The sequence below is a fragment of the Thermoplasmata archaeon genome, from assembly GCA_038729465.1.
Lineage (GTDB): Archaea > Thermoplasmatota > Thermoplasmata > Thermoplasmatales > ARK-15 > JAVRLB01.
Genome location: JAVYRZ010000001.1, coordinates 100,311 through 123,132 on the forward strand (window position 1 = coordinate 100,311; position 22,822 = coordinate 123,132).

Here is a 22,822-nt window from a genome sequence, read left to right on the forward strand (position 1 = left end):
TATGTACCTCAAAGTAAGGTAAATACGGCTCTTACAGATCCAGATAAGATATCATATCCCAAAGATGGATCTCTGGCGTTTATTTCTCAAAGTGGTGCCTTAGGATTGTTGACAATGGATTCTTTTGCAGATTTAAATGTTGGTTTTTCAACATTTGTAAGTTTAGGAAACAGGATTGATATAGATGAGAACGAGCTTTTAAAATATTTTTCAAGTGATGAAAAAACAAAAGTAGTATTATATTATATCGAAAACTTTAAGAATGGGCATGCATTTGCGCAGTTAGCCAGAGAGTTTACTAAAAAAAAGCCCTTAGTAGTATTGAAGGCAGGCAGAACTGACCAAGGGGCTAAAGCTGCCTCATTACATACTGGTGCATTAGGTAGCGATGATAAAATAATAGATGGAGTATTCAAACAATCTGGTGTTATAAGGGCTTACAATGAAACAGAACTTGTAGACTATGCGCGTGTATTGGCTTATCAAAAGCCTCTAACCGGTAACAGATTGGCAATACTTACCACTGCGGGGGGAGTGGGCGTCGTAACTACAGATTATGTTTCAGCATCAATTAACGGCATAGGATTGAAGATGGCAAATTTAAAAAAAGAGACAAAAGAACAGATAAAAAATATCATCGCTCCATTTGCATCTGCTGAAAACCCTATTGATATAACCGCTGGCGGTGGAGATCAACAATATCGAGAAATTTTAAAGATTCTTAATAATGATGATAATGTAGATGGCATTATAGCTTATGCGCTTTTCCAAACGAAATATGTAACAGAAAACATAATTGATATACTAAAGGAGAACATTAGAGAAAAGCCGATTGTAGTTGGAGTTATTGGTGGAGCATATGCAAGAACTATGTTAAGAAAATTTGAAATGTATAATATTCCTGCATATCCAAGTATTGAAAGAACAGTTAAAGCAATGAAAGTGCTATATATAAGAGGAGAATATTTAAGAAGGAGAGCAGATCAAAATGGAAGTTATTGAATTTTTGAAGAATTTAAAAAGAGACAATTTAGAAGAATACGAAGCAAAAGAGATACTGAAAACATATAAAATTCCAGTGCCAGCATATAAGATAATAAAAGGAGATTATATAAATCCAAATTTAAATTATCCATTGGCAATAAAGGTATCTGATCCAGAAATTTTGCATAAGACTGATGTAGGCGGAGTAATTTTAAATATAAAAGATGAGGCAGAGTTAATAAATAAATTTAATATTTTAAAAACTAAGTTTCCAAGATCCAATATTTTGATAGAAGAAATGCAGAGGCCTGGTGTTGAGATAATAATAGGAATAATAAAAGATCCCACGTTCGGATTATCTATAATGTTCGGAATGGGCGGAATATATGCTGAGCTATACAAAGATGTGACATTCAGATTAATTCCAATAAGCAGAATCGATGCCGAAGAGATGTTAGAAGATATTAAGGCAAAACAAATTTTTTATGGATTTAGAGGAATGAAGGTATACAGAGATGGAGTGATAGATTTATTATTGAAAATATCTAAAATTGCAGAAGATCTAAAACAGTATATAAACCAGATGGATCTAAACCCTGTGTTTGTAAGAGAAAATGATATAGTAGTTGTAGATGCAAAAATGATAATTAACAGCAAAAAGTAATGATAAAGTTTTTAATCAGATGCAAATATCTCTTTCTCGATGAATGATCGAGAATCAATAGTAAAGTATCTGATACGGGAAGGAAAGATCCCAGATCCTGAGAGTATCGAGCAGGTCAGGAAGGAATGGAATGGAGAAAAAGATGAGAATGAGATTAAGGTTTTATCTGAAGACCCAGAGAATTTTATAGGGGGGAATCCGCTTGAAAACTTTAAAAAGCTTTTTGCGGACAGATTTACAAATATCAAGAGCATAATTACCAGAAAGGCGGGATATGCTGGCGTAATGGATATAAATTATATTTTAAATACAGACGGAGAAGTAAGATTTGTGGGCATTGTGGACAATGTACACGAAACTAAGTATGGGTTTGCAATCGAATTTGAAGATCTTTCTGGCTCGATTACAGGTTACTGTTCTCGAGATTTTAAGACTTTACCTATTAAAGATGATATAGTTGGGGTTACTGGAAACTTTAGAGCTGAGAAAAAAACATTGCAGGTAAGAAGCATAGATTATCCGAACATAGATAACTATTCAAAAAAGGAAAAAGTATTAGATGCAGATACTGTAATTGCTATGATCTCAGATATTCATGTGGGTAGCAAAATGTTTTTAGAAGAAAAATGGAACAAATTAATAGAATGGATAAATAGTAACAAAGATACCCCCAGTAAATTAAAATATATACTTATTGCGGGAGACGTTGTTGATGGTGTTGGAATATACCCAGATCAGAATTATGACCTTTTAATACTGGATATTTATGAACAGTATCAGAAACTTTCAGAGTATTTAAAAAAAATACCAGAAAACATAAAGATAGTTATTATTCCTGGAAATCATGACATAGTGAGGGTAGCAGAACCTCAACCATCCTTGCCAAAAGAGGTCCAGAGTATGTTTAGTGAAAATATTATGTTTTTACCAAATCCAGCATATATCTCTATAGAAGGGTTAAAGATACTTATGTATCATGGTGGTAGCTTAAATGATATTGCAGAGCTTATACCAGGAATGAAATATAATGTTGCAGATAGAATGATGATGGAACTCATAAAGAGGAGGCATCTAGCACCGGTATATGGGAACAAGGTACCTATCGTGCCTATGAGCAAGGATCTTATGGTAATAAAAGAGATACCTGATCTATTTATTACGGGTCATATACATACTTATTCCGCCAATGTTTTTAATGGAATTGAGATAGTTAATGCATCAACATGGCAAGCGCAAACAAATTACCAAAAAATGCTTAATTTTAATCCAGATCCAGGGAAAGTTGCTATTAAGCAATTAAACAAATTAGGAATCAGCACAATAGAATTTTAAAAAAATAAATAGTTATTGTATCGAACCGATCTTAATTATGTACTCTTTGTATTCTTTTGCTATATAGGATTCTTGAAATATTTCTTTTGCCTCTTTTTCCAGCTTGTAAAGGTCATCTGATAATTTGTATCTTGGACTTATGTGCGCAAGCAATAACATTTTACAATTTGCTTTTTTAGCAATCTCCGCTGCCTGCCTTGAAGACGAATGACCATAATCATTAGCCTTTTCTTCAAACTCAGAGCCTGTAGTGGAATCATGCACTAGAATATCACAATTCATTGCGAAGTTAGCCAAATCTGCCATTGGAGCAGTATCTCCTGTATAAACAATTTTTCTACCGGTTCTCGTGCCAGCTATTATATCTTTAAAATATACTTTTCCATTATTTTTTAAAATATATCCTTGGTCCCTCAGGACCTTTACTTCTTTGCTTTTAATGTTGTACATATCCATTTTTTCCTTAGAAATCTTGAGTTGGGATTTCTCTTCAACAGAATAAGCAAGGGTAAATACCGGATGGAACACTCTTTTTGTTTTAACAGAATAACTTCCAAAGTCCAGCTCTTCATTATCAGATAACTCTATGATTTTAATATTGAATGGCAAGCTATAGTATCCAATCTGCAAGAAAGAAGATATCATGTTGATAGCATTTTCCGGGCCGTATATTTCCAGATCATTTTTCCTGTTATTAAGAGCCATTGTCTGTATCAACCCAGCCAACCCCAAAAAGTGATCACCGTGAAAATGAGATATGAATATTTTTGATATTTTCATAAAACTCATTGAAGAACTCATAATCGCCTTTTGTGTGCCTTCTGGGCAATCAAATAATAAAATCTCGCTATCTATCTGCACTCCTAATGATATTAAATTTCTCTCAGGTACTGGCCAAGAACCGCCTATTCCAAAAAACACCAGCTTGAATGTAGATACCATACAGAATGGTAATGTGTCTCTTTATAAGAACATTTTTAGTTTTTATGATTATGCAGATAAATCTTTAAATATAAAGTTGTAATTGTGAAATTACCCGGCTTAGCTCAGAGGTAGAGCGGCGGACTGTAGTGTTGGCATAGAAATTTCCGCCGCAGAAATCCGCTTGTCCCCGGTTCGACTCCGGGAGCCGGGACTATTTTAAAAATCAACTTGCTTTGGCAATATTTGAATAAAACATTATAATGATCATAAAAAAGTTACGCATCTTATTTAAGATGCTATATTTAAAAATTAAGAAGGTACTTCTATGACTAACTTTTCATTTGAAGCATCTTCCAGAGATTTTCTCATAGGCTCTTTCAAAAAGAATGATGTTATACCTCCAATAATCGATATCACGCCCAGCAACAGCAACAGTTCCTTTATGCCGATTACCAACAAGAGAGTAGGGAAAAGGAAAGTGCTTATTGCTGCACCCGTTTTTCCAGCTGCTGCAGATAAGCCATGTCCAGTGGTTCTGTATCTTACTGGGAAAAGCTCTGCGGGCAATATGAATGTGGTTTGATTTGGTCCAAAATCTATGAAGAAAAATGTAAGTGAATACAGTAAAAATGCTATATCGACAGGTATAATAAATCCCACAACCTTAACTCCTTTAGTTATCATCACAGAAGATACAATAATATATAAGATAGCCATCATAAAGAACCCCTGGATCTGAATGGTCTTTCTTCCCATCTTATCCAGAAGTGCTACAGCAGTAAAATAACCAAAGAATCCGACCATGAACGGCAATCCAGCAATCAATACTTTCATTGGTAAACTTGTTGAAGGAAGTATGCTGGAAACTATAGGACTTGAATATATACCCGTGCCATAAAAAGCCATATCTAGCATAAACCAGGTGCTCATAGTTATTACAAGTGTTTTCCAGTAAGATCTAATAAAGATTGAGAAAGTAGACACTTTTGTAGACGCTTTAATATTTTCAGCATTTTTTACGCCCACTACTTCTTTGGCTTTCTCAGTTATATCTTTGTTATTATTAACGAGCAAAGAATATCTCGGTGTTTCAGGCAGCTTTCTTCTTAAATATATTACCGTAAAAGCTGGAATTGCCCCAAAAGCCAGCATGAATCTCCAAGCAAAATCTGCAGGTAAAGCAATAACAGAAATAACCCCAACAGCCACTGCAACAACGGATCCTATGCCTTGGTTTGCAAAAACCAATCCTATAAGTTTACCACGATCTTTAGTGTTAGAATATTCGCTCATTATAGTTGCGCTAACTGGATAGTCTCCGCCAATCCCAATACCAACTAAAAATCTGGTAAGGAAGAGAAAAATAAAGCTTGGAGAAAAAGCGCTCAATACAGCGCCTATGGCCAATATAGTAGCTTCAATGCCATAAACCTTCTTTCTACCGAAAATATCAGCAATTCTTCCAAATAATAGCTGCCCGATTACAGCGGCAGCTATGGCAGAAGTTCCTATAAGGGCAGCCTGTATAGTATCTAGATGGAACGTTGTGGAAAATGGTCCAGTAAGAAGTATCAGAACTATTCCGATAATAAATAGGTCATATGCGTCAGTAAAAAAACCCATGCCTGATGTAAACCATATTTTAAGATGTCCCATGTTCAATCTTACAGAATCGACATCTTCAAATGGACTTTTTTCATTCATATTTTTAATCACCAATAAATGTAAAGTCTACAAATTATATATATATTTATTACATAATCTATATACCTATATATATAATATATAAAAATGTAATGTTTATATAGGAAAAAGAGATTATTATGTTTATGGAATACAGAAAACTCCAAAAAACTGGCGGAGCAACATATATTTTATCTCTTCCAAAAAAATGGATCACAACAAATAATCTTAAAGAAGGGGACATGTTAGGCATAGATATCATGTCTGGTGGAGAATTGCGAGTTCACACAAAAATTAATACTGTGGAAGAATTGCGAGAGATAACTTTATTTATAGAAGAAGGGCAGAATGAAAATCAGGTTATACGAAAACTTATCGCTCTATATTTAGCTGGGTATAATATTGTAAAGATTGTTACACAAAAGGTAATTACTGAACAAACGAGGAAAGCGATAAAAAAGTTTTGTGCCTTAGTAATTGGTGTAGAAATAATAGAAGAAAAATCAAATACGATAGTGCTTCAGGACCTATCTAATACTGTTGAATTGCCCATGAACAAGATGCTGAACAGAATGTATATTATGTGTGAAAATATGGTTAATGACAGTAAGACATGCTTTGCGCAATATGATGAATCTTTTGCAAAGGAAATTATTGAAAGGGATGTTCAGGTAGACAGGATTTACTGGCTTATTTCCAAACAATATAATTTGTCACTTCGAAGCCCAAGTTTTGCTGAAAAAATGAATATTAACTTAATAACAGCACTTAACACAAGATCCGTGGCAAAATCTATTGAAAGAATAAGTGATCATGCAGAAAATATAGTATCTATAATTAACACAATACGACATTTTGACATTAAAAAAGAACAAATAAAAGAAATAATTTCTTTATTTGACAGAGCAATAGATATACTAAAAAAATCATACAGATCATATATTTTAAAAGATGGAAACATGGCAAATGAAGTCATAGAAAATGCAGAAATATTCTCTTTTGAAGCGCAGAAGAATATTAATGAGCTTGAGGAAAAAAGATACAAAAACTTTGTTGCACTTTCATTTATTATAGAAAGCCTCATAAGAATATGTATGTACTCAGCAGATATCTGTGAAACGGCTATTAATGAAGATATAAGAGAATAAATCTCACAGTGAGTATTGGGGATGAAATTAAATATGTATGATTTGATTGAAAAAATAAAAGAGTTAAAAAAATCAAAGCTGAATATAGAGATTGAGAACAGAATAAATGAATTTGAGAATATGCAAAAAAAAGATTCTAGATGTTGGTTCTCAGAGCTTTGTTTCTGCATATTAACCGCTAACTCTTCAGCAGAAAGTGGCATAAAAGCTCAAAAAAACATTAGTAAAGACGGGTTTTGCACATATTCTTTTGAGGATTTGAGAGAAAGATTAAAGAGTATAGGGTACAGATTCTACAATAAGAGAGCTGAATATATAATTGAAAACCAAAAATATTGCGATAAAATAAAAGAGAATTTGTTGAGTTTAGAAGATAGCGATAAAAGAAGAGCATGGCTTATCTCGAACGTGAAGGGGATTGGTTATAAAGAAGCATCTCATTTCTTGAGAAATATTGGATACAAAGACATGGCCATTATTGACAGGCACATTTTAAACATACTTCATGAAAGCGGGTACATAACAAGTAAAAAAATAAATGCAAAAAAATACATAGAGTATGAGAACATATTGAAAGAAATAGCTAAAAAATGCGAATTAGATCTGGCAAAATTGGACCTTTATCTGTGGTATATTAAAACAAAAAAGATTTTAAAATAAATCTATCTGTAGAATGGAGTGCATGGTATGTCTTTGTGTTGTGCTTCTTTTATTTCACTACAAGCCTCTTCCCATTCTGGTTTTTGAATTTTCCTGTACGTCATATTAAAATATTTTAATATTCCTTCAACTGCTTTATTTCCATCCGCCACAGCTGTAATAAAGTCCTTGGTTTTGTTAACAGCATCTCCCCCTGCAAAAATCTTTGGATTTGAAGTTTGACCAACAGAATTTACAATAATTTCATCATGTTTGATATCTACAGTTTTTAATAGTTCAGGAGGTAATAGAGACGAATCAAAAACCTGACCAGTAGCCTCAATGACATAGTCTATGTTTATAAAATACTCGGTATCTTTTATTGGCACGGGTGAAGCACGCGTTCCTTCTTTTATCATTCTGTTTTTCCAGTACTTAATTCCCACGATCCTATCATTTTCTTTCACGTATTCGAAGGGGGTAACTTCCCACATAAATTCCACACCTTCTTCCAAGGCCTCTTCCAGTTCTTCCTCAGCATTGCTGGTGCCATAACCAGGTCTGTCTACTTCTCTTCTTCTATACATGATCACTACTTTTTTTGCACCAAACCTCAAAGCAGTTCTTGCCGAGTCCATTGCCGTAAATCCACCACCTACTATCGCCACGTTTTCCCCAATTTCCAGGCTTTCTCCAAGATTTGCTTTTCTTAAAAAGTCTAGGGCATGGGAAAAATTTTTTGCATCAGAACCTTTAGTGCCGGTAAATCTAGGTTTCATTGTACCGCCACCAATATACACTGCATCAAAGTTGTCTAATAAATACTCAAACGTTATATCTTTTCCAATTGTTACATTATACTTAATGTCTATCCCTAATGAAAGTATAAAATTTACATCTTTCATTATCTTCTCAAATGGTAATCTATATTTCGGTATGCCCAGCATAAGCATTCCTGCAGCTACAGGAGCAGCCTCAAAAATTGTGCATTTTACGCCATACAAGGTCAGATAATATGCTACAGTAAGTCCTGAAGGACCGGCTCCAACAATCGCCACTTTTTTACCAGAATCTGGAGCTTTTACTAAATTTAATGCTTTTCCATAATCTTCTACATGTTCGGCCGCAAATCTCTTTAAATGCCTTATTGCTATTGGCTCTTTATAAACGCAGGCATCTTCGCAGTTATGTGTGCAAATATATCCGCATATGAGGGGTAATGGTAAGTCTCTGAATATTATTTTTATTGCAAGATCATTGTCATGCCTCGCGATGGCTTTAACATAACCAGGAATGTCTAATCTATCAGGACAACCTTCTATACATAGACCGCATCCAAGGCATCTTTTAGCCTCTTCATATCCTTCTTCATCTGTGTAAGCAAGAATGACAGGCATTTTAAAATCTGAAATCCTTTTTTTAGGATCTTCAGTTTTTATTTTAACTCTTTCAAAATCTAATTTTTGGTCTAACATTGAGATGGTAATAACTCATTAATATAAAAAATTTGTAGTGGTATGCAAAATTATAATTATTGGTTATACAGTTTAAAAATATTATATAAAGATATGTTAAATAGCAATAAAATAACGTTAAACTATGTTTTAGCAACGATCTTTATAACATCTCCGTCTTTTAAGATGTGGTCACTACCAATAATTTTCTTGGTTTTTGCATCTATGCCACGTATAAAGTTTTCACCTAGATCTGTATGAACTTTGTACGCGAGATCTATTGCAGTAGAACCATTCTTTACTAGATATACGTCTGGAAGAACATTTCCATTTTTGTCACACCATTTACTTTCATCTTCGACAGGATAAACAGATATCAGATCCAGCAGAGTAAAAGTTGTATACTCTAAGACAGATTGAACACCAGTACCTCCAAACCTGCTCATATACTCTGAAATTCTGTCAAGTGCTTTTTTTTGTTGGTCTGTAAGTGAATCAGGCCTTAATATTTTAAAATCTTTTGCACCAGGATAATATTCAATAAGGCCAGCCTTCTTTGCTTTCAATAGGGCCAGTTCATAATCTGCTGAAGTAGGTATAATCTTATAGTCACTATTTTTAAACTTTTTAATAAACTCCTCTGGAGTTTTATCCGCCTTATTTGCGGCGATGAGTATGGGCTTAGAAAGGTGCAGAATATTCTTGGACAACCTCAAAAAGTCTTCATCTTTCCATTTTGTAGGAGCATCCAGGTAAGAATCTTTTACAGCTCTGATCACCTCATTTTCTGAGATTCCAAGTCCAGTCAACTGTTCGTATATTACGGTCTCTATTTTTATGTTTTCAGACTCTATTTTCCTAGCCATCTTTTTAAAATTGCTTTCAATTATGTCTTTAATCCAGTAAGATATTTCATTTTCCAGAAAAGAGATGTCATCCATAGGATTGTGAGATCCTAGATCCACAGTATTTCCCTCAAAATCAGTGCTTCCAGAAATATCTATAATATGTATTAATGCCTTGGCATTTCTCAGATCATCCAGAAATTTATTTCCCAGCCCTTTTCCTAAATGTGCATTTGGAACTAAACCCGCCACATCAATTAATTCTACAGGTATGTAACGTACATCATTCTGGCAAATTGAGTTTCTTGGGTTGCATGGTTTTCCTAAAATAGTATGGGCACAAGGTTTTCTTACATAACCGATGCCACGATTTGCAGAAATGGTTGTGAAAGGATAGTTTGCAATAGGAACCTCATGCATAGTAAGTGCCGAAAAAAAAGTAGATTTCCCCACATTTGGCTTACCTACTAAACCAATCTGCATAGTTACCATTTTACATGCACTTTTACAAGATCTAGCCCCTTAGGGCAATCAATTTTTTCGCCAACATCTATAATTGTAATTTTCATGCCATCTTTGAGACCCAACATTTTACAAAAGCTGTAATTATCACAGTCAATATTATCACAGTTGAGTTCAGAGTATGTAATTATGCCCCCATCAATCGCTTGTTTCTTTGGCAAGTTCAATTGGGCAGGAATCTCCTCTATCTCAATGCTTACCACTTTATTATCCTGGTACAATATACAAGCATGTTCTTTCGCTCTTAATCCTGTAATTCTGTAAAATTTTCCAAAATCTAGGTCAAAGCATACATTTTTTAAAGAACAATCTTTGCAATCTACCAGAGGCCCCAAAAACTGAAAAACAGTTCCGGGTTTAGCAAGTTTTTTACTAATTAAAGTTACGCTAACTTTCATGAAATCACTCCAGTATTTCTGGCTGCTTTCTCAGCAGCATCTTTTGATAGCCCCTCATCTCCAAGTATCGTATATCTATTTCGAATCTTATGGGCAATGGTCAAAGCATATACTACCTCCTCGTCCTTTAAATTCAGGTCTTTTGCAGTGGTAGGCGCACCAATTCTCTGGAGCGTATCTTTCACTTTTTGCCAGTCTTGCCCTTGCAAATAGCTCATTATTATAGTCCCTACTCCAACAAGTTCTCCGTGCAAAGATCTGTTATCTGTACTTTTTTCTATTGCATGAGCAAATAAATGTTCACTACCACTAGCAGGCCTAGAAGATCCAGCAATGCTCATTGCCACACCTGAAAATATAAGATTTTTGACAATGATCCATACAGAGTCCTCATCATTAGGCTTGATTTTTGTGCTGTATTGGAATATCTCTTCTGCAGCATATTTAGCCAGAGCATAAGCAGAACTACTAAATTCTTCGTTTTTAATTTTCTCTCCAAGCTCCCAATCTTTTACAGCTGTATAATTTGCAATTAAATCTGCTGCACCTGCAATAAGGTTTCGATATGGTGCTTTTACTAATATAGCAGTGTCTGCAATAATTCCAATAGGTACTGCAGCTTCCAGTGATATTGGACTATTATCATCTCTCAGAGATGCTCTTGGACTTACTATTCCGTCATGAGAAGCTGTGGTAGGTATACTTATAAATGGCTTACATAGGTCATATGCTGCTTTTTTTGCAAGATCTATCTTTGATCCCCCGCCAACTCCAATCAAAAAATCAGCCTTTATTTCTTCGCCATACTTTTTTATTTTTTCTAAGTTACTTAAATTTGCAATGTCCACGCTTATTACTGATACATTAAATCCTGAATTCTTCAATATTTCCTCCACTGCTTTTCCTGCAATAGTGTATGAGATAGGGCCAGTAACAATCAACACATTTTTTTTCAGTTCGAGATGTCTGCATACATTATCCAGCTTTTCCAGTGCATTATGCCCTGCATATATCTCTCTCGGCAAAACCATATGCTTTGATTTGCTAAATTCCATTTTAGAAAGATAAGTATATAATGGTTAATTAAAATTATGCTTTTTGATATTTTAATATAAAGATAATATAAAAATACGAGTATATTTAAAAAACAATTTCTCATACCAAAGAAAAGTTAAGGAAAGATAAAAAAATTAAAATAAAGATATACTTTATCAATAAGATGAGCTGATATATGTGGAGCTTAGTAACGTAGAAAAAACTGTATTATTGCGCATTAAAGAAAGAAATGGCAAAAGTGTTTTGGTATCTGAGCTTTTAAAAGAAGGATTCAAGTCTATGGTAGAGCTAATGAACGCACTATCTTGGCTGAAAATGAAAGGACTTTTAAAACTTGATGAGGTTATCAAAACAGAATATATACTTACTGATGATGGAAAATATGCCATAGAAAATGGTCTGGCAGAAAGAATAGTGTTTGATTACATAAAGGATAATGAGATCAATACGATTGAAAACTTAATTCAAAATATAAATAAGAAGATAGTGACATTAGGTATCTCTCATTTAAAAGATCTAGGATGCAGAATAGCTAATGGAAGAATTGAAATATTGGATCCTGCAAAAGTGGATATGAAAATAAGGGAAAGAGAATTATTTTTAATGAATTTTAAAACAGAAAAAAATGAGGAGTTACTTAAGCATTTTTTAAAAAGAGGTATACTAGAAAAGAAAGATATAGTAGAAAGAACAGTTACTTTAACTGATAACGGAGTAAAAATAATAAATGAAGGTATTGAGCTAAAAGAAGAGATTTCTCAGATCACATCTGAACTGATACAGTCAGGCAGATGGAAAGAGGTTGAGTTTAGAAAATACGATGTATCTCTGTTTGCGCCGAAAATATATCCCGGGAAGATTCATCCAATCACTAGCTTTATTCAACAAATACGATCTATTTTCTTGAGAATGGGATTTGAAGAGATAACGGGGGAGTATATACAAAGCGCATTTTGGAATATGGATGCTCTGTATATTCCTCAGGATCATCCGGCCAGAGAGATGCAGGATACGTTCTATTTATCTTACAAAAACTTTGAGTTGCCAGAGTATAAAAATACGGTCAAGTCAGTGCACGAAAATGGTTTTAAAGAGTCGATAGGATGGGGGTATAAATGGAATGAAGATATTGCTAAAAAGCCATTATTAAGAACCCATACCACGGTTAACTCTATCCATTACTTATTTGAAAATAGGGAAAAAGAGGCGTTTAAAGTATTTACCATTGGCAGAGTGTTCAGGAGAGAGAATATGGATCCCACCCATCTCCCTGAATTCACGCAGATAGAAGGAATATTGACTGAAAAAAATGCAAATTTATCTATGTTAATGGGACTAATAAAGGAATTTTACAGGGCTATGGGGTTTACAGAAATTAAACTTAAACCCTCATATTTTCCGTACACGGAACCTAGTGTTGAAATAGATGTTAAATATAATGATAAATGGTTAGAACTTGGAGGTGCTGGAATATTTAGAACCGAAGTTACAGAGCCGCTGGGCGTAAAAACACCAGTACTTGCCTGGGGATTAGGATTAGAGAGGCTAGCGATGCTATACTTTGGTATTGAGGATATAAGAGAACTATACGTCAGCGATATTGAAAAACTTAAAAATTTAAAAGTTTTATGACCTACCAGCCCTGCAGCTATCACAGATATTGTTTCTAATATGATCTTTACAGGCAGGTCTACCACATATCATACAAATCTCAGTGGCAGGTTTTCCACAAATATGGCAGAGTCCGACAATCATTTTTGCCTCACATATTTTATATAGAAATCTGGGTAGTAAGCATAATCGATAGGATCTTGCTTGCCGGCTTCCATAAATCCTTTAAGTCTTAATAAACAAGAATCGCATTTACCGCAAGCTTTTTTCTTACCTTCATAACATGACCAGGTAAGGTTGTAAGGAACCTTTAACTTGGTTCCGAGTTTTATTATCTCCGCCTTGCTCATGTTTAATAAAGGGGCCTCAATTTTTATCTTAGATCCTTCAACTCCGGTTTTGGTTGCAAGATTTGCAAGTTTATTAAATTCTCTGAAATATTCAGGTCTGCAATCTGGATATCCGGAGTAGTCTATTGCATTAGCTCCGATAAATATTTTTTTAGCATTTATAACTTCTGCAAAGCCTAAAGCATATGATAAAAATATTGTATTTCTTGCTGGAACATAGGTGACAGGGATCTCATTAGACATATCATCAATATCTCTTTGCTGCGGTACTGGAATATTTGAGGTTAAAGCACTACCTCCAATTGCACGCAAATCTAGTTTTATGATTTTCAAAGGCAACTTATAAAAATCAGCCACTTTTTTTGCACTATCTAGTTCTTTCTTATGCCTCTGCCCATATAAAAAAGTTAAGGGAAACACATCATAATGTTTAGATAAGGCATAAGCCGTAACAGTAGTGCTATCTAGTCCTCCTGACAATAAACTAACTACTTTCATTTTTTTCCACTTTTAATATTTTTAGAGGTATACGCGCCCTGTCCTTTTCCCTCTTCTATACCTAACTCTACCTTTTCAATATTAGAACCAAATATGTTTTTGGCAATTAATTTATCTAGTATATACTCTGATAAAGATTCAGCAGTAGTGACATTCAAGTCTAATAGCGCTACATCTCCAACAGGAAAAACATATTCTTTGTCAGAGAATGATACAATCACGCGATCCTCTATAATCTGAACATTCATAAAATCTGATTTTTTCGGAATAAGTACACGATGATCGATGGTTTCTAGTAAATCTCTCAGTATTTGTTTTATTTCTATAAAATCCATCAACATATATTTATCGTTTATGCTACCGTATATTCTAACTATTACTCCGTAATCATGTCCGTGTAATCTAGAGCACTTGCCATGGAAAGGTATAAAATGAGAAGCAGAAAATCTCAGATTAAGATCCCAACCATTTAACTCTAACATCATATTAATCCCATATTATATCTATTCTATTTAAATTTAACCTCAGCTCATTTCTAATTTTTAAGCATCAAAAAATAAAGCAAAGATTGAAAAGATAAAAGTAGGGTTGGTACGGCCAGAATTTATGCCTGTGTATATTGCAACATCCTGCTAATGATAAAATATATCTGTGCAGGCAGAAGTCGGTCATTGATGCAGAAAACACCGATACATTAGCTTAGGAATAGCTCCATGCAAAATATTATTAATGAATGTAAGTATTGAGATATCATATGATAAAAAAACATCAAAAGAACATAATACTAGGGTTTGAAATTGGTGCCAGCAAAATAATTGGAATTTTAGGGGATCTTAGTGGGACCATTAACAAAAAAGTTTATGAAAAAACAGAACATGGAGAAACAATAAGCATATTAATTAGTCAATTATGGAAACTTAAAAATAAAATAGTTAGTGAGAAAGAATATGAAGAAGTGAACTACATAAGCATTACTTTTCCCGGAATCATAAATGAAGGAACGATTGTATATTCCCCAAACTTACCAAATCTAGCCAATGTAAAATTTTCAGAACTATTAGAATCTAAGTTTCACAAAAAGATATACATCGAAAATGATGCAAATTCACAGGCTCTAGCACAGAAGATATTTGGAAGAAATCATATAAGTAATTTTGTATATATAGCAGTTGGATCTGGTATTGGAGGTGCAATAATTATAAATGATAAGTTATACAAGGGATACAATGGTTGGGCGGGGGAGTTTGGACATACGGTCATTATGACAGATGGACCATTGTGCGGTTGTAACAGAAAAGGGTGTGTGGAAGCACTTGCTTCAGGGTTTTCTATAACAAGGAGAGCAAAAGAAAAACTGCCAGATAAGAGATCTATATTAAATACTATATCATTAAGAGAATTAGATGCAAAAGCAATATTTAATGCTAAAAAAGCAGGAGATAAACTTGCAACAGAGATTGTTGAAGAAACTGCTAAATACATGGCAATTTTTATTGCAAACATAATAAATATATTAGATCCAGAAGCAATTGTAATGGGTGGTGGAGTTACAAAGAACAATGCTGATTTTATAAAACTGATAAGAGAGAAAGTTAAAACAGAACTAGGATATTATAGAAGGGATGTAAAAATAAGCATAGCAAGTGAAAAGTTGATTGAGAAAGCACCAATTGCAACAGTAAGATATTTTAAGGAATTACAATAATAATTTATTTATGTAGAATAGTAATATGGATAATAATGATAGAAATACCTGCTATTTTGATATATAAGAAGAAAATAAAGGGTTTTGGAAGCGTAGAAGAGTTGATAAGCAGTACCAGTTCAAAAACGTTATATCTTTATGATTACGACTCTTTTTTAGGCAAAGAATTTAATTTTAAATATTATTCGGATTTAGGGGATATATATAAGCTTTGGATTGAGGCAAATCTAAAGAAGATAAGGGATCTGATCGATATTTTAGTAGCAGGTGGTGAAATAGTGGTGCTGGATCCGAAATCAAAATTTTACAGAAAAAACGATGAGATCTTAAAATATACAGATCAAGTGGCTATAAAATTAGATGACTCTGTAGATTTAAAAAAATATAAATTGTTTGGTGGCAAATATGTTATATATAATAAAGATCTTGAGGATAGAGAACTGGAGGTTACAAAGCCTGTATTTTTAAGAGGTGTGATATATGATAGAGAGGTTTAAAGAAATAATATACATAGTTTCAAAGAAACTAGATAAAAAAGAGCTGACCGAGTCTGATTTTAAAAAAAGTCTGGTATACGATAGACAATGGCTTAGCCCAGACCATCTCAAAAAGTTTTTGGACATATGTTTAGAAATCAGATTATTGCAAAAAGATAACGATACTTATGTACCTACATTCTCTTTCAAGGATATACAGGTGACATTAGACACAAAGATAAGTGATAAAGATATTGATGACTATAAACCACCAACAATCCAGAAAGATATTTTTATAGAAATACTGGAATATATAGAGCAAAAAGTAGCAATGCAGAGAAACGAAATTGTAAAAAATGTGAATAAAATCAAGGGAAAAATGAGATTTGTAACCATAGAGATTGCAGCACTAATTTATGCAAAAGATTTAAATTTGGATATATCTAAATTTTTAGACCCTGTGAAAGATAAGATTTTGAGTGGTATAAAATGAGAATTGTTCGAGCATCTGAAATTTCTGAGTTTGAATTCTGCTCTTTGAAATGGTACTATCGCGTTAAAGGCATAAAAGTATCAAAAGCGAAAGAAGCAGAAAGAACCTCAGCATTTGAGAGAGGAGAAGCGATGCATAAGAAGATGGGAGAAAGCATTGTTAAAACGCATAGATTTGCATCAACATTAAAATATTTGATACTATTTTTAATAATAATATTATTGGTGACATTATGGATCTCTGGAATATTTACGTTTTTATTGCAATTATTTTAATTTTATTAATCTTCTCAATCTTAGCATATTTACGTTCTAAAAGATCATTAAAAAGAATTGGTTTAAGGGGAAATGAGATATATGCAGACATGGAAATAAGGGCGACAACATCTTTATATTCAGAGTCTCTAGGACTGGTAGGTAAGCCTGACAGAATTACCAGGCAAGGCAATGAAATCATAGTTTGGGAATTTAAATCAAGAGAAGCGCCGGCAATTCCTTTTGATAGCCATATAATGCAATTAGCTGCATATGCAATTTTAGCAGAAGAAAAATTTAAAACAAAGGTGAGCAAAGGGATTATCAGGTACAGTAACAAAACATTCGAGATCGCAATTGACAAAGCATTAAAAGAGAGAGTAACAGAACTGATTAAAGAGATACAGCGATACCCTCCGGAAGGGCAGGTATATAGAAATCATAATGACAAAGCTCGATGTTTAAAATGTGAATATAGAGAAATATGCAAATATTCTCTTATCTAACCTTTTTTATAGATACGTAGGTGGATTGCAGTGCTGTTCCAGATCCATAGCGTTCTTGAACGAGGTCTTCAACCACAAAATTGATGTTTTTTCCATCATTCAGTTTAGGCCAAGCACCTTTATATGCTGCTACTACACCTTCAGGAATATCATCAGATATTATTGCGGTCATATTCAAAGCACCTGCAGTGCTTTTTACCTCTATCAGATCTCCATCTTTAATTCCCAAATTTAAAGCATCGTTTCTGTTGACTCTTAAAGCAGTGTCAAACGAAGTTAAAATATTGAACTGAGAGTGCATGGACTTAATATGAGTTAAGCTTAAAAATATAAATTTTCCATCTATGCTATTCTTCTTTAAATCAGTATCTATATAATTAAAATTTATCTTACCACTGGAATTTGGAACCTTTATCTTTGCAAAGCCATGGTTATAAAATTCTTCTGTGTTTATATTTAACTGGCTCAGTACCTTTGAGATAATTTCAGATTCAGATTCTATAAGCGCAGGATCAGGCAATTTCATATGCTTTGCCAGTAAAGTGAATAGTTCATAGTTTGATTTGCACTCTCCTCTTGGCTCTACTATTTTCTGGTTTAAGTTGATATAATTGTGAAAATATGAAACTACCAAATCATTTTGCTCAAAAAAAGTAGTGGCAGGCAAAACGATATCTGCAAAATCAGTAGAGTCTGTAAAAAAGAGATCATGAACAACAATAAACAAACCGTTTTTGACTGCGTCTCTTAGAGCCTCTTGATTTGGTAAAGTAGCAAATGGATTACTATTGTATACAAACATGAACTTGATGTTTTTTTCTTTTAATTCTCTTCCGAGCTGAGACTGTTTAATCAGTACTCTATTATCATTTGAGCCTGCAAGATATTTATAATCCAGGTCATTTTTAAGACTGTATATAAGCCCATTCATGTTACCCAAAAGTGCTGGCAATATAGCAATTGCTTTAACGGTATCTCCACCATGCAAGCTTCTCTGAAATCCATATCCTATATGTATAATGCTTTTTTTTGTTAGATAAAGCTCTGCCAGAGCTATAATATCCTCCTTTTTAATGCCTGTGATTGAGGATGTATAATCTAAACTGTACTTTTCAACCTTAGCTGCAAAATTATCAAAACCGATCGTTGATAGACTTATAAAATCTTTATCATATTTTTTATTTTTTATGATATAATTTGCCAATCCGAGAGCTAGCGTAATATCTGTTCCTATCTTGATTTTTATATGCCAATCTGCTTTTTTAGACGTTTCAGTAGCTAAAGGATCTATAGCTATCATATATGCCTTGCTCTTTTTAGCAAGATAATAGCCATGAACATTGGTCCAAACACTGTTAATTCCCCAATATATTATCAATTCAGAATTCAGGATCTCTAATGGATCTACGCTATTGAAAGAGCCATACAGTTGTTCCAGTGCTCTAGCACCGGCTTCGTCACATGCGCTATGTAATAGTTTTGCAGTGCCAAGATAATTAAAAAAACGTTGCGGAAAATAATATGAAATCAAACCTTTATTGCCGGCATATTCTACATTTAATATGCTTTCAGGTCCATAAGTATCCATAGTTTCTTGAATTTTATCAGAAATGATTTCTAATGCTTTATTCCATTCCAATCTTTCAAATTTACCTTCTCCTTTTTTACCAACTGCTTTCATCGGATAAAGCACTCTTTTTTCTGAGTAATATGCGTCCACAAAAAATTTAGATTTATAGCATAAGAATCCATTTGTTACCGGATGTTCTTTATTGCCATTAATATATAGTTTATCATCTAGATCTGTCCATATAGAACAAGAGTCATAGCAGTCTTTTGGGCATGCACTGAAAAACCTCATAGTTTAAAATATATGAATTCTATGATTTATATTTTTGGGAAACTCCTGAAAAATATTAATAATATGATTTTCATTGTGCATCTTGTATGGAATCAACAGCACCGGCAAAAATAATATTGTTCGGAGAGCATGCGGTCGTTTATGGAGAGCCTGCCATAGCGATGGCCATAAATATACGAAGTACGGTCAAGTTAACTCAGGCAGATAAGTTTTTGATAAATGGGGAAATTCCCGATTCCAAGTTTCATAGCTACATAAAAAAGGCCATAGAACTTTACTGGAAAGAAGGACCTTTGAATGTAACAACAAAGAGCATGATTCCACATGCTTCTGGTCTAGGATCTTCAGCATCTATTACAGTTTCTACTGTTTCTTCTATTTTAGCGCTGCAGAATGATTGGAGCAAAGAAAAAATTGCAAAAAATAGTTTTGAGATAGAATATTTAGTGCAGGGCGCAGCAAGTCCTACTGATACATCTACAGTAACTTCAGGCGGTGTAGTTTTGGTATCTAGACATAAACCGGCCCTATTATGGGAAATTGAAAAAGAAGGAAATAGATGGTATATAAACAATATAGATATCAGCCAGCTATCGTTGATAATAGGTTGCTCAAGCATAAAAGGAGTAACTCATGAGCAGGTAGAAAAAGTTAGGAAATATGTAAATAACAGCAGTTTTGCAAGAGAGGTTATAAAGGAAATAGGAGATATTACAGTTTCTTCGATTTCAGCACTAAAAAATGGAGACTATGAAACATTGGGAAATTTAATGAAAAAAAATCAAAGTTTATTGTCAATTTTGGGTGTCAGTCATCCGCAGATACAGAGCATGATAAACGAAGTTGAAAAATATTCATACGGCTCTAAAATTACAGGTGCAGGTGGCGGGGGATGCATTATTATACTCACTGATGAAAAGGATGAAGTATCAAAAATATTAAAGGCCGGGGGTTGGGAAGCATACCAAGTAAAAATGGATAAAGAAGGTGTGAAGGTTTACTGATTTGTTTTCAATTTTGTAACTGCGGATACAAAATCATTCTCTTTTAAGTCAATCAGTTTCACTCCCATTGTCTGTCTTCCCAGTAATGGAACCTCTCTGATCTTAAATTGTATAGTGCTACCATTTCTAGTAATGATAATCACTTCATCATCCTCTGTTACAGATAATATGTCCACCATAGCGCCAGTTAAATTTGTAATCTTATGTCCTATAACACCAGTGCCGGCTCTCTTAATTTTTCTAAATTTATCGATTCTGGACCTTTTTCCTTTTCCAAGCTCTGTCACAGTAAAAATTTCAGTGCCTTCAGAGTCTAGACAACTACCAATTACTTGATCATCTTTCTTCAGTCTTATGCCACGTACACCCATGCCGGTCCTGCTAAGAGGCCTTATGTCTGCTTCTGAAAATCTAATAACTTTTCCATCTTTTGATCCTATAAATATATCGTTTTTGCCATTGGTAAGCTTTATACTCACAATCTCATCATCATCCTTTAAGGTAATTGCAATTTTTCCGCTAATACGTATGTTTTTATAATCTTCAATATGCGTTTTCTTAACAATCCCTTTCTTCGTAACGATCAGAATGTAAGAGCCCTCAAACTTAGATACACGTATTGTAGCCTGAATCTTTTCATTATCCTGCAATTTTGGCAAAAAGTTGACAATAGCCTTACCTTTAGCTCTTCTAGAGACCTGTGGGATCATGTATGTTTTGATGCTGTATACTCTACCCAGGTTTGTAAAAAATAGAAGATAGTCATGGGTATTTGCAATAAATAGGTCTTTTGTAAAGTCAGTCTCATCGCTGTCTGTCAAAATTCCAGTACCACCTCTTCCTTGTGTCCTGTATTCTTGCATAGAAATTCTTTTTATGTATCCGTTATTGGTTATCAATATTACCACATCTTCCGATGGGATGAGATCTTCAGTTTCTCTTCTTTCTATCTCCTCTTTCAAAATCTCGGTTTTTCTATTGTCCCCATATTTTCTTATAAGCTCTAAAAATTCATCTTTCATAATATTATATCTTAGGTTTTCGTTATTCAGGATATCTTTTAAAGATTCAATGTTTTTTAATAGATCCTTTTCTTCATCGTCTAGATTTTTTCTCTCTAACCCTGTAAGTTTTTGCAGTCTCATATCAAGTATAGCTTTAGCCTGAATCTCCGTAAAACCAAATTTGCTCATTAAATTATCTCTGGCAACTGAAGTGTCATTAGATGCTCTAATCAAAGAGATGATCTCATCAATGTGATCCAGTGCTTTAATTAGCCCTGATACAATGTGTTCTCTTTCCTGTGCCTTTCTAAGCTCAAATTCAGATCTTTTTATTATAATATTCATTCTAAACTTGACAAACTCTGAAATAAGCTCTTTTAAGTTGAGAATCTTTGGGACATTATCTACAAGCGTGAGATTTATAACATTATACGATATTTCTAATGGTGTATGCTCAAATAATTGATTTAATATTACATCAGTATTTGCATCTTTTTTTACTTTTATAAGTATTCTAATTCCCTCTTTATTAGATTCATCCTTTAAACCTATAATGCCGGTTAAAGTGCCTTCTTTTGATAGTACCCCAATAGCTTTTAACAGTTCTGATTTATTGACTTCATAAGGTATCTCTGTAAATACTAGATCCACGTACCCCTCATGTTTTTCTATGTGGTACTTTGATCGTATTTTAAAAGATCCTCTCCCTGTAAGATATGCCTGTTGCATAGAACTATGCCCAATAATAATGCCGCCAGTGGGAAAATCTGGTCCCTCAATAAAATTTAAAAGTTGTAAAATATCGCAGTCTCTGTTATCAATATAATATATTATAGCATTTAAAATTTCAGAAATGTTGTGTGGTGGCATCTTGGTAGCCATCCCTACCGCAATTCCTGAAGTTCCATTAATCAGTAGATTTGGAACTTTGGAAGGCAACAGTAACGGCTCCTCGAGTGAGCCATCAAAGTTTAGAACTTTGTCAACAGTATCTTTTTCAATATCCTCCAGCATATCCCCAGAGATCTTTGTCAGACGCGCTTCAGTGTACCTCATAGCTGCGGCAGAGTCTCCATCAATGCTACCAAAATTACCTTGGCCATCAACAAGTGGATATCTCATAGAGAAATTTTGAGCCATATGAACAATAGAATCATATATGGCAGTATCTCCGTGTGGGTGATATTTACCCATAACCTCTCCCACTATTCTAGCACATTTTTTATACGGTTTATCATGTTCCAAATTCAATTCGTACATAGAATACAATATTCTTCTCTGCACAGGTTTCAGACCATCTCTAACATCAGGCAGAGATCTGCCCACTATTACGCTCATTGCATAGTCCATGTATGATTTTCGCATTTCCTGCTCAATTGCAGTAATTTTTTCTGGCATAACAAATTCCTCC

Annotated in this window: 22 protein-coding genes and 1 tRNA gene; 13 read left to right on the forward strand and 10 right to left on the reverse strand. The window is 33.9% G+C overall.

Going from position 1 to position 22,822, the window contains the following annotated elements; translation table 11 throughout:
- The 3 genes from QXQ25_00475 to QXQ25_00485 form a co-directional block, all read left to right on the forward strand.
- A partial coding sequence (locus QXQ25_00475) for a CoA-binding protein (GenBank protein MEM0160185.1) occupies nt 1-1,002 on the forward strand: 1,002 nt, incomplete at its 5' end.
- Nucleotides 989-1,648, forward strand: a complete 660-nt coding sequence (locus tag QXQ25_00480) for an acetate--CoA ligase family protein (protein MEM0160186.1) — start codon at nt 989-991, stop codon at nt 1,646-1,648. The genes QXQ25_00475 and QXQ25_00480, both read left to right, overlap by 14 nt.
- 39 nt (nt 1,649-1,687) lie before the next feature.
- Complete coding sequence (locus QXQ25_00485) at nt 1,688-2,980, forward strand: DNA-directed DNA polymerase II small subunit (GenBank protein MEM0160187.1); 1,293 nt, start codon at nt 1,688-1,690, stop codon at nt 2,978-2,980.
- Nucleotides 2,981-2,992: 12 nt separating this feature from the next.
- Here QXQ25_00485 and rnz read toward each other — a convergent pair whose 3' ends face one another.
- Complete coding sequence (gene rnz, locus QXQ25_00490; GenBank protein ID MEM0160188.1) at nt 2,993-3,922, reverse strand: ribonuclease Z; 930 nt, start codon at nt 3,920-3,922, stop codon at nt 2,993-2,995.
- Nucleotides 3,923-4,015: 93 nt separating this feature from the next.
- Here rnz and QXQ25_00495 point away from each other — a divergent pair.
- Nucleotides 4,016-4,115, forward strand: a tRNA-Tyr gene (locus tag QXQ25_00495).
- A gap of 98 nt (nt 4,116-4,213) precedes the next feature.
- Here QXQ25_00495 and QXQ25_00500 read toward each other — a convergent pair.
- Nucleotides 4,214-5,608, reverse strand: a complete 1,395-nt coding sequence (locus QXQ25_00500) for an MFS transporter (GenBank protein ID MEM0160189.1) — start codon at nt 5,606-5,608, stop codon at nt 4,214-4,216.
- Between the two features lie 125 nt (nt 5,609-5,733).
- Between QXQ25_00500 and QXQ25_00505 the strand changes: the two genes are divergently transcribed.
- Together QXQ25_00505 and QXQ25_00510 are read left to right on the forward strand one after the other, a co-directional pair.
- Nucleotides 5,734-6,735, forward strand: coding sequence for a PhoU domain-containing protein (locus tag QXQ25_00505; protein ID MEM0160190.1), 1,002 nt, complete (start codon nt 5,734-5,736; stop codon nt 6,733-6,735).
- Nucleotides 6,736-6,768: 33 nt separating this feature from the next.
- Nucleotides 6,769-7,395: an N-glycosylase/DNA lyase gene (locus QXQ25_00510; GenBank protein ID MEM0160191.1), complete on the forward strand. Its 627-nt coding sequence runs from the start codon at nt 6,769-6,771 to the stop codon at nt 7,393-7,395.
- A gap of 2 nt (nt 7,396-7,397) precedes the next feature.
- On the opposite strand, the gene QXQ25_00515 is transcribed toward QXQ25_00510, so the two are convergent.
- The 4 genes from QXQ25_00515 to QXQ25_00530 all read right to left on the reverse strand — a co-directional run bounded on the left by QXQ25_00515 (nt 7,398) and on the right by QXQ25_00530 (nt 11,648).
- Nucleotides 7,398-8,849 (reverse strand): FAD-dependent oxidoreductase, encoded by a 1,452-nt coding sequence (locus QXQ25_00515; GenBank protein ID MEM0160192.1) that lies wholly within the window; start codon nt 8,847-8,849, stop codon nt 7,398-7,400.
- Nucleotides 8,850-8,971: 122 nt separating this feature from the next.
- Nucleotides 8,972-10,165, reverse strand: a complete 1,194-nt coding sequence (locus QXQ25_00520) for a redox-regulated ATPase YchF (protein ID MEM0160193.1) — start codon at nt 10,163-10,165, stop codon at nt 8,972-8,974.
- Nucleotides 10,159-10,593 carry a UPF0179 family protein gene (locus QXQ25_00525; GenBank protein ID MEM0160194.1) on the reverse strand — a complete coding sequence of 145 codons (435 nt, stop codon included), beginning with the start codon at nt 10,591-10,593 and terminating at the stop codon, nt 10,159-10,161. Before QXQ25_00525 ends, QXQ25_00520 begins: the two co-directional genes overlap by 7 nt.
- Nucleotides 10,590-11,648: an NAD(P)-dependent glycerol-1-phosphate dehydrogenase gene (locus tag QXQ25_00530; protein ID MEM0160195.1), complete on the reverse strand. Its 1,059-nt coding sequence runs from the start codon at nt 11,646-11,648 to the stop codon at nt 10,590-10,592. The genes QXQ25_00525 and QXQ25_00530 overlap by 4 nt, the downstream gene beginning before the upstream one ends.
- 178 nt (nt 11,649-11,826) lie before the next feature.
- Between QXQ25_00530 and QXQ25_00535 the strand changes: the two genes are divergently transcribed.
- Nucleotides 11,827-13,281: a phenylalanine--tRNA ligase subunit alpha gene (locus QXQ25_00535; GenBank protein ID MEM0160196.1), complete on the forward strand. Its 1,455-nt coding sequence runs from the start codon at nt 11,827-11,829 to the stop codon at nt 13,279-13,281.
- A gap of 119 nt (nt 13,282-13,400) precedes the next feature.
- On the opposite strand, the gene queC is transcribed toward QXQ25_00535, so the two are convergent.
- A complete protein-coding gene (queC, locus tag QXQ25_00540; GenBank protein ID MEM0160197.1) occupies nt 13,401-14,108 on the reverse strand; it encodes a 7-cyano-7-deazaguanine synthase QueC in 708 nt (235 codons plus the stop codon).
- Nucleotides 14,105-14,593, reverse strand: a complete 489-nt coding sequence (locus tag QXQ25_00545) for a 6-pyruvoyl tetrahydropterin synthase family protein (GenBank protein ID MEM0160198.1) — start codon at nt 14,591-14,593, stop codon at nt 14,105-14,107. Before QXQ25_00545 ends, queC begins: the two co-directional genes overlap by 4 nt.
- A gap of 269 nt (nt 14,594-14,862) precedes the next feature.
- Between QXQ25_00545 and QXQ25_00550 the strand changes: the two genes are divergently transcribed.
- The 5 genes from QXQ25_00550 to cas4 are packed head-to-tail and all read left to right on the forward strand — an operon-like array spanning nt 14,863 to nt 17,542.
- The gene (locus QXQ25_00550; GenBank protein MEM0160199.1) at nt 14,863-15,813 is read left to right on the forward strand and encodes an ROK family protein; all 951 of its coding nucleotides are present in this window, start codon (nt 14,863-14,865) and stop codon (nt 15,811-15,813) included.
- Nucleotides 15,814-15,848: 35 nt separating this feature from the next.
- Nucleotides 15,849-16,310: a hypothetical protein gene (locus tag QXQ25_00555; GenBank protein MEM0160200.1), complete on the forward strand. Its 462-nt coding sequence runs from the start codon at nt 15,849-15,851 to the stop codon at nt 16,308-16,310.
- Nucleotides 16,294-16,782 (forward strand): DUF2240 family protein, encoded by a 489-nt coding sequence (locus tag QXQ25_00560; GenBank protein MEM0160201.1) that lies wholly within the window; start codon nt 16,294-16,296, stop codon nt 16,780-16,782. Before QXQ25_00555 ends, QXQ25_00560 begins: the two co-directional genes overlap by 17 nt.
- Nucleotides 16,779-17,057, forward strand: coding sequence for a hypothetical protein (locus tag QXQ25_00565; protein MEM0160202.1), 279 nt, complete (start codon nt 16,779-16,781; stop codon nt 17,055-17,057). Before QXQ25_00560 ends, QXQ25_00565 begins: the two co-directional genes overlap by 4 nt.
- Nucleotides 17,015-17,542 (forward strand): CRISPR-associated protein Cas4, encoded by a 528-nt coding sequence (gene cas4, locus QXQ25_00570; GenBank protein ID MEM0160203.1) that lies wholly within the window; start codon nt 17,015-17,017, stop codon nt 17,540-17,542. Before QXQ25_00565 ends, cas4 begins: the two co-directional genes overlap by 43 nt.
- On the opposite strand, the gene QXQ25_00575 is transcribed toward cas4, so the two are convergent.
- A complete protein-coding gene (locus QXQ25_00575; protein ID MEM0160204.1) occupies nt 17,535-19,403 on the reverse strand; it encodes a molybdopterin-dependent oxidoreductase in 1,869 nt (622 codons plus the stop codon). The genes cas4 and QXQ25_00575 overlap by 8 nt on opposite strands.
- A gap of 86 nt (nt 19,404-19,489) precedes the next feature.
- Between QXQ25_00575 and mvk the strand changes: the two genes are divergently transcribed.
- Nucleotides 19,490-20,407 (forward strand): mevalonate kinase, encoded by a 918-nt coding sequence (mvk, locus tag QXQ25_00580; GenBank protein ID MEM0160205.1) that lies wholly within the window; start codon nt 19,490-19,492, stop codon nt 20,405-20,407.
- Here the strand turns inward: mvk and gyrA are convergent.
- Nucleotides 20,401-22,809 (reverse strand): DNA gyrase subunit A, encoded by a 2,409-nt coding sequence (gene gyrA / locus QXQ25_00585; GenBank protein ID MEM0160206.1) that lies wholly within the window; start codon nt 22,807-22,809, stop codon nt 20,401-20,403. The two genes, mvk and gyrA, sit on opposite strands and share 7 nt — an antisense overlap.
- Nucleotides 22,810-22,822: the final 13 nt, after the last annotated feature.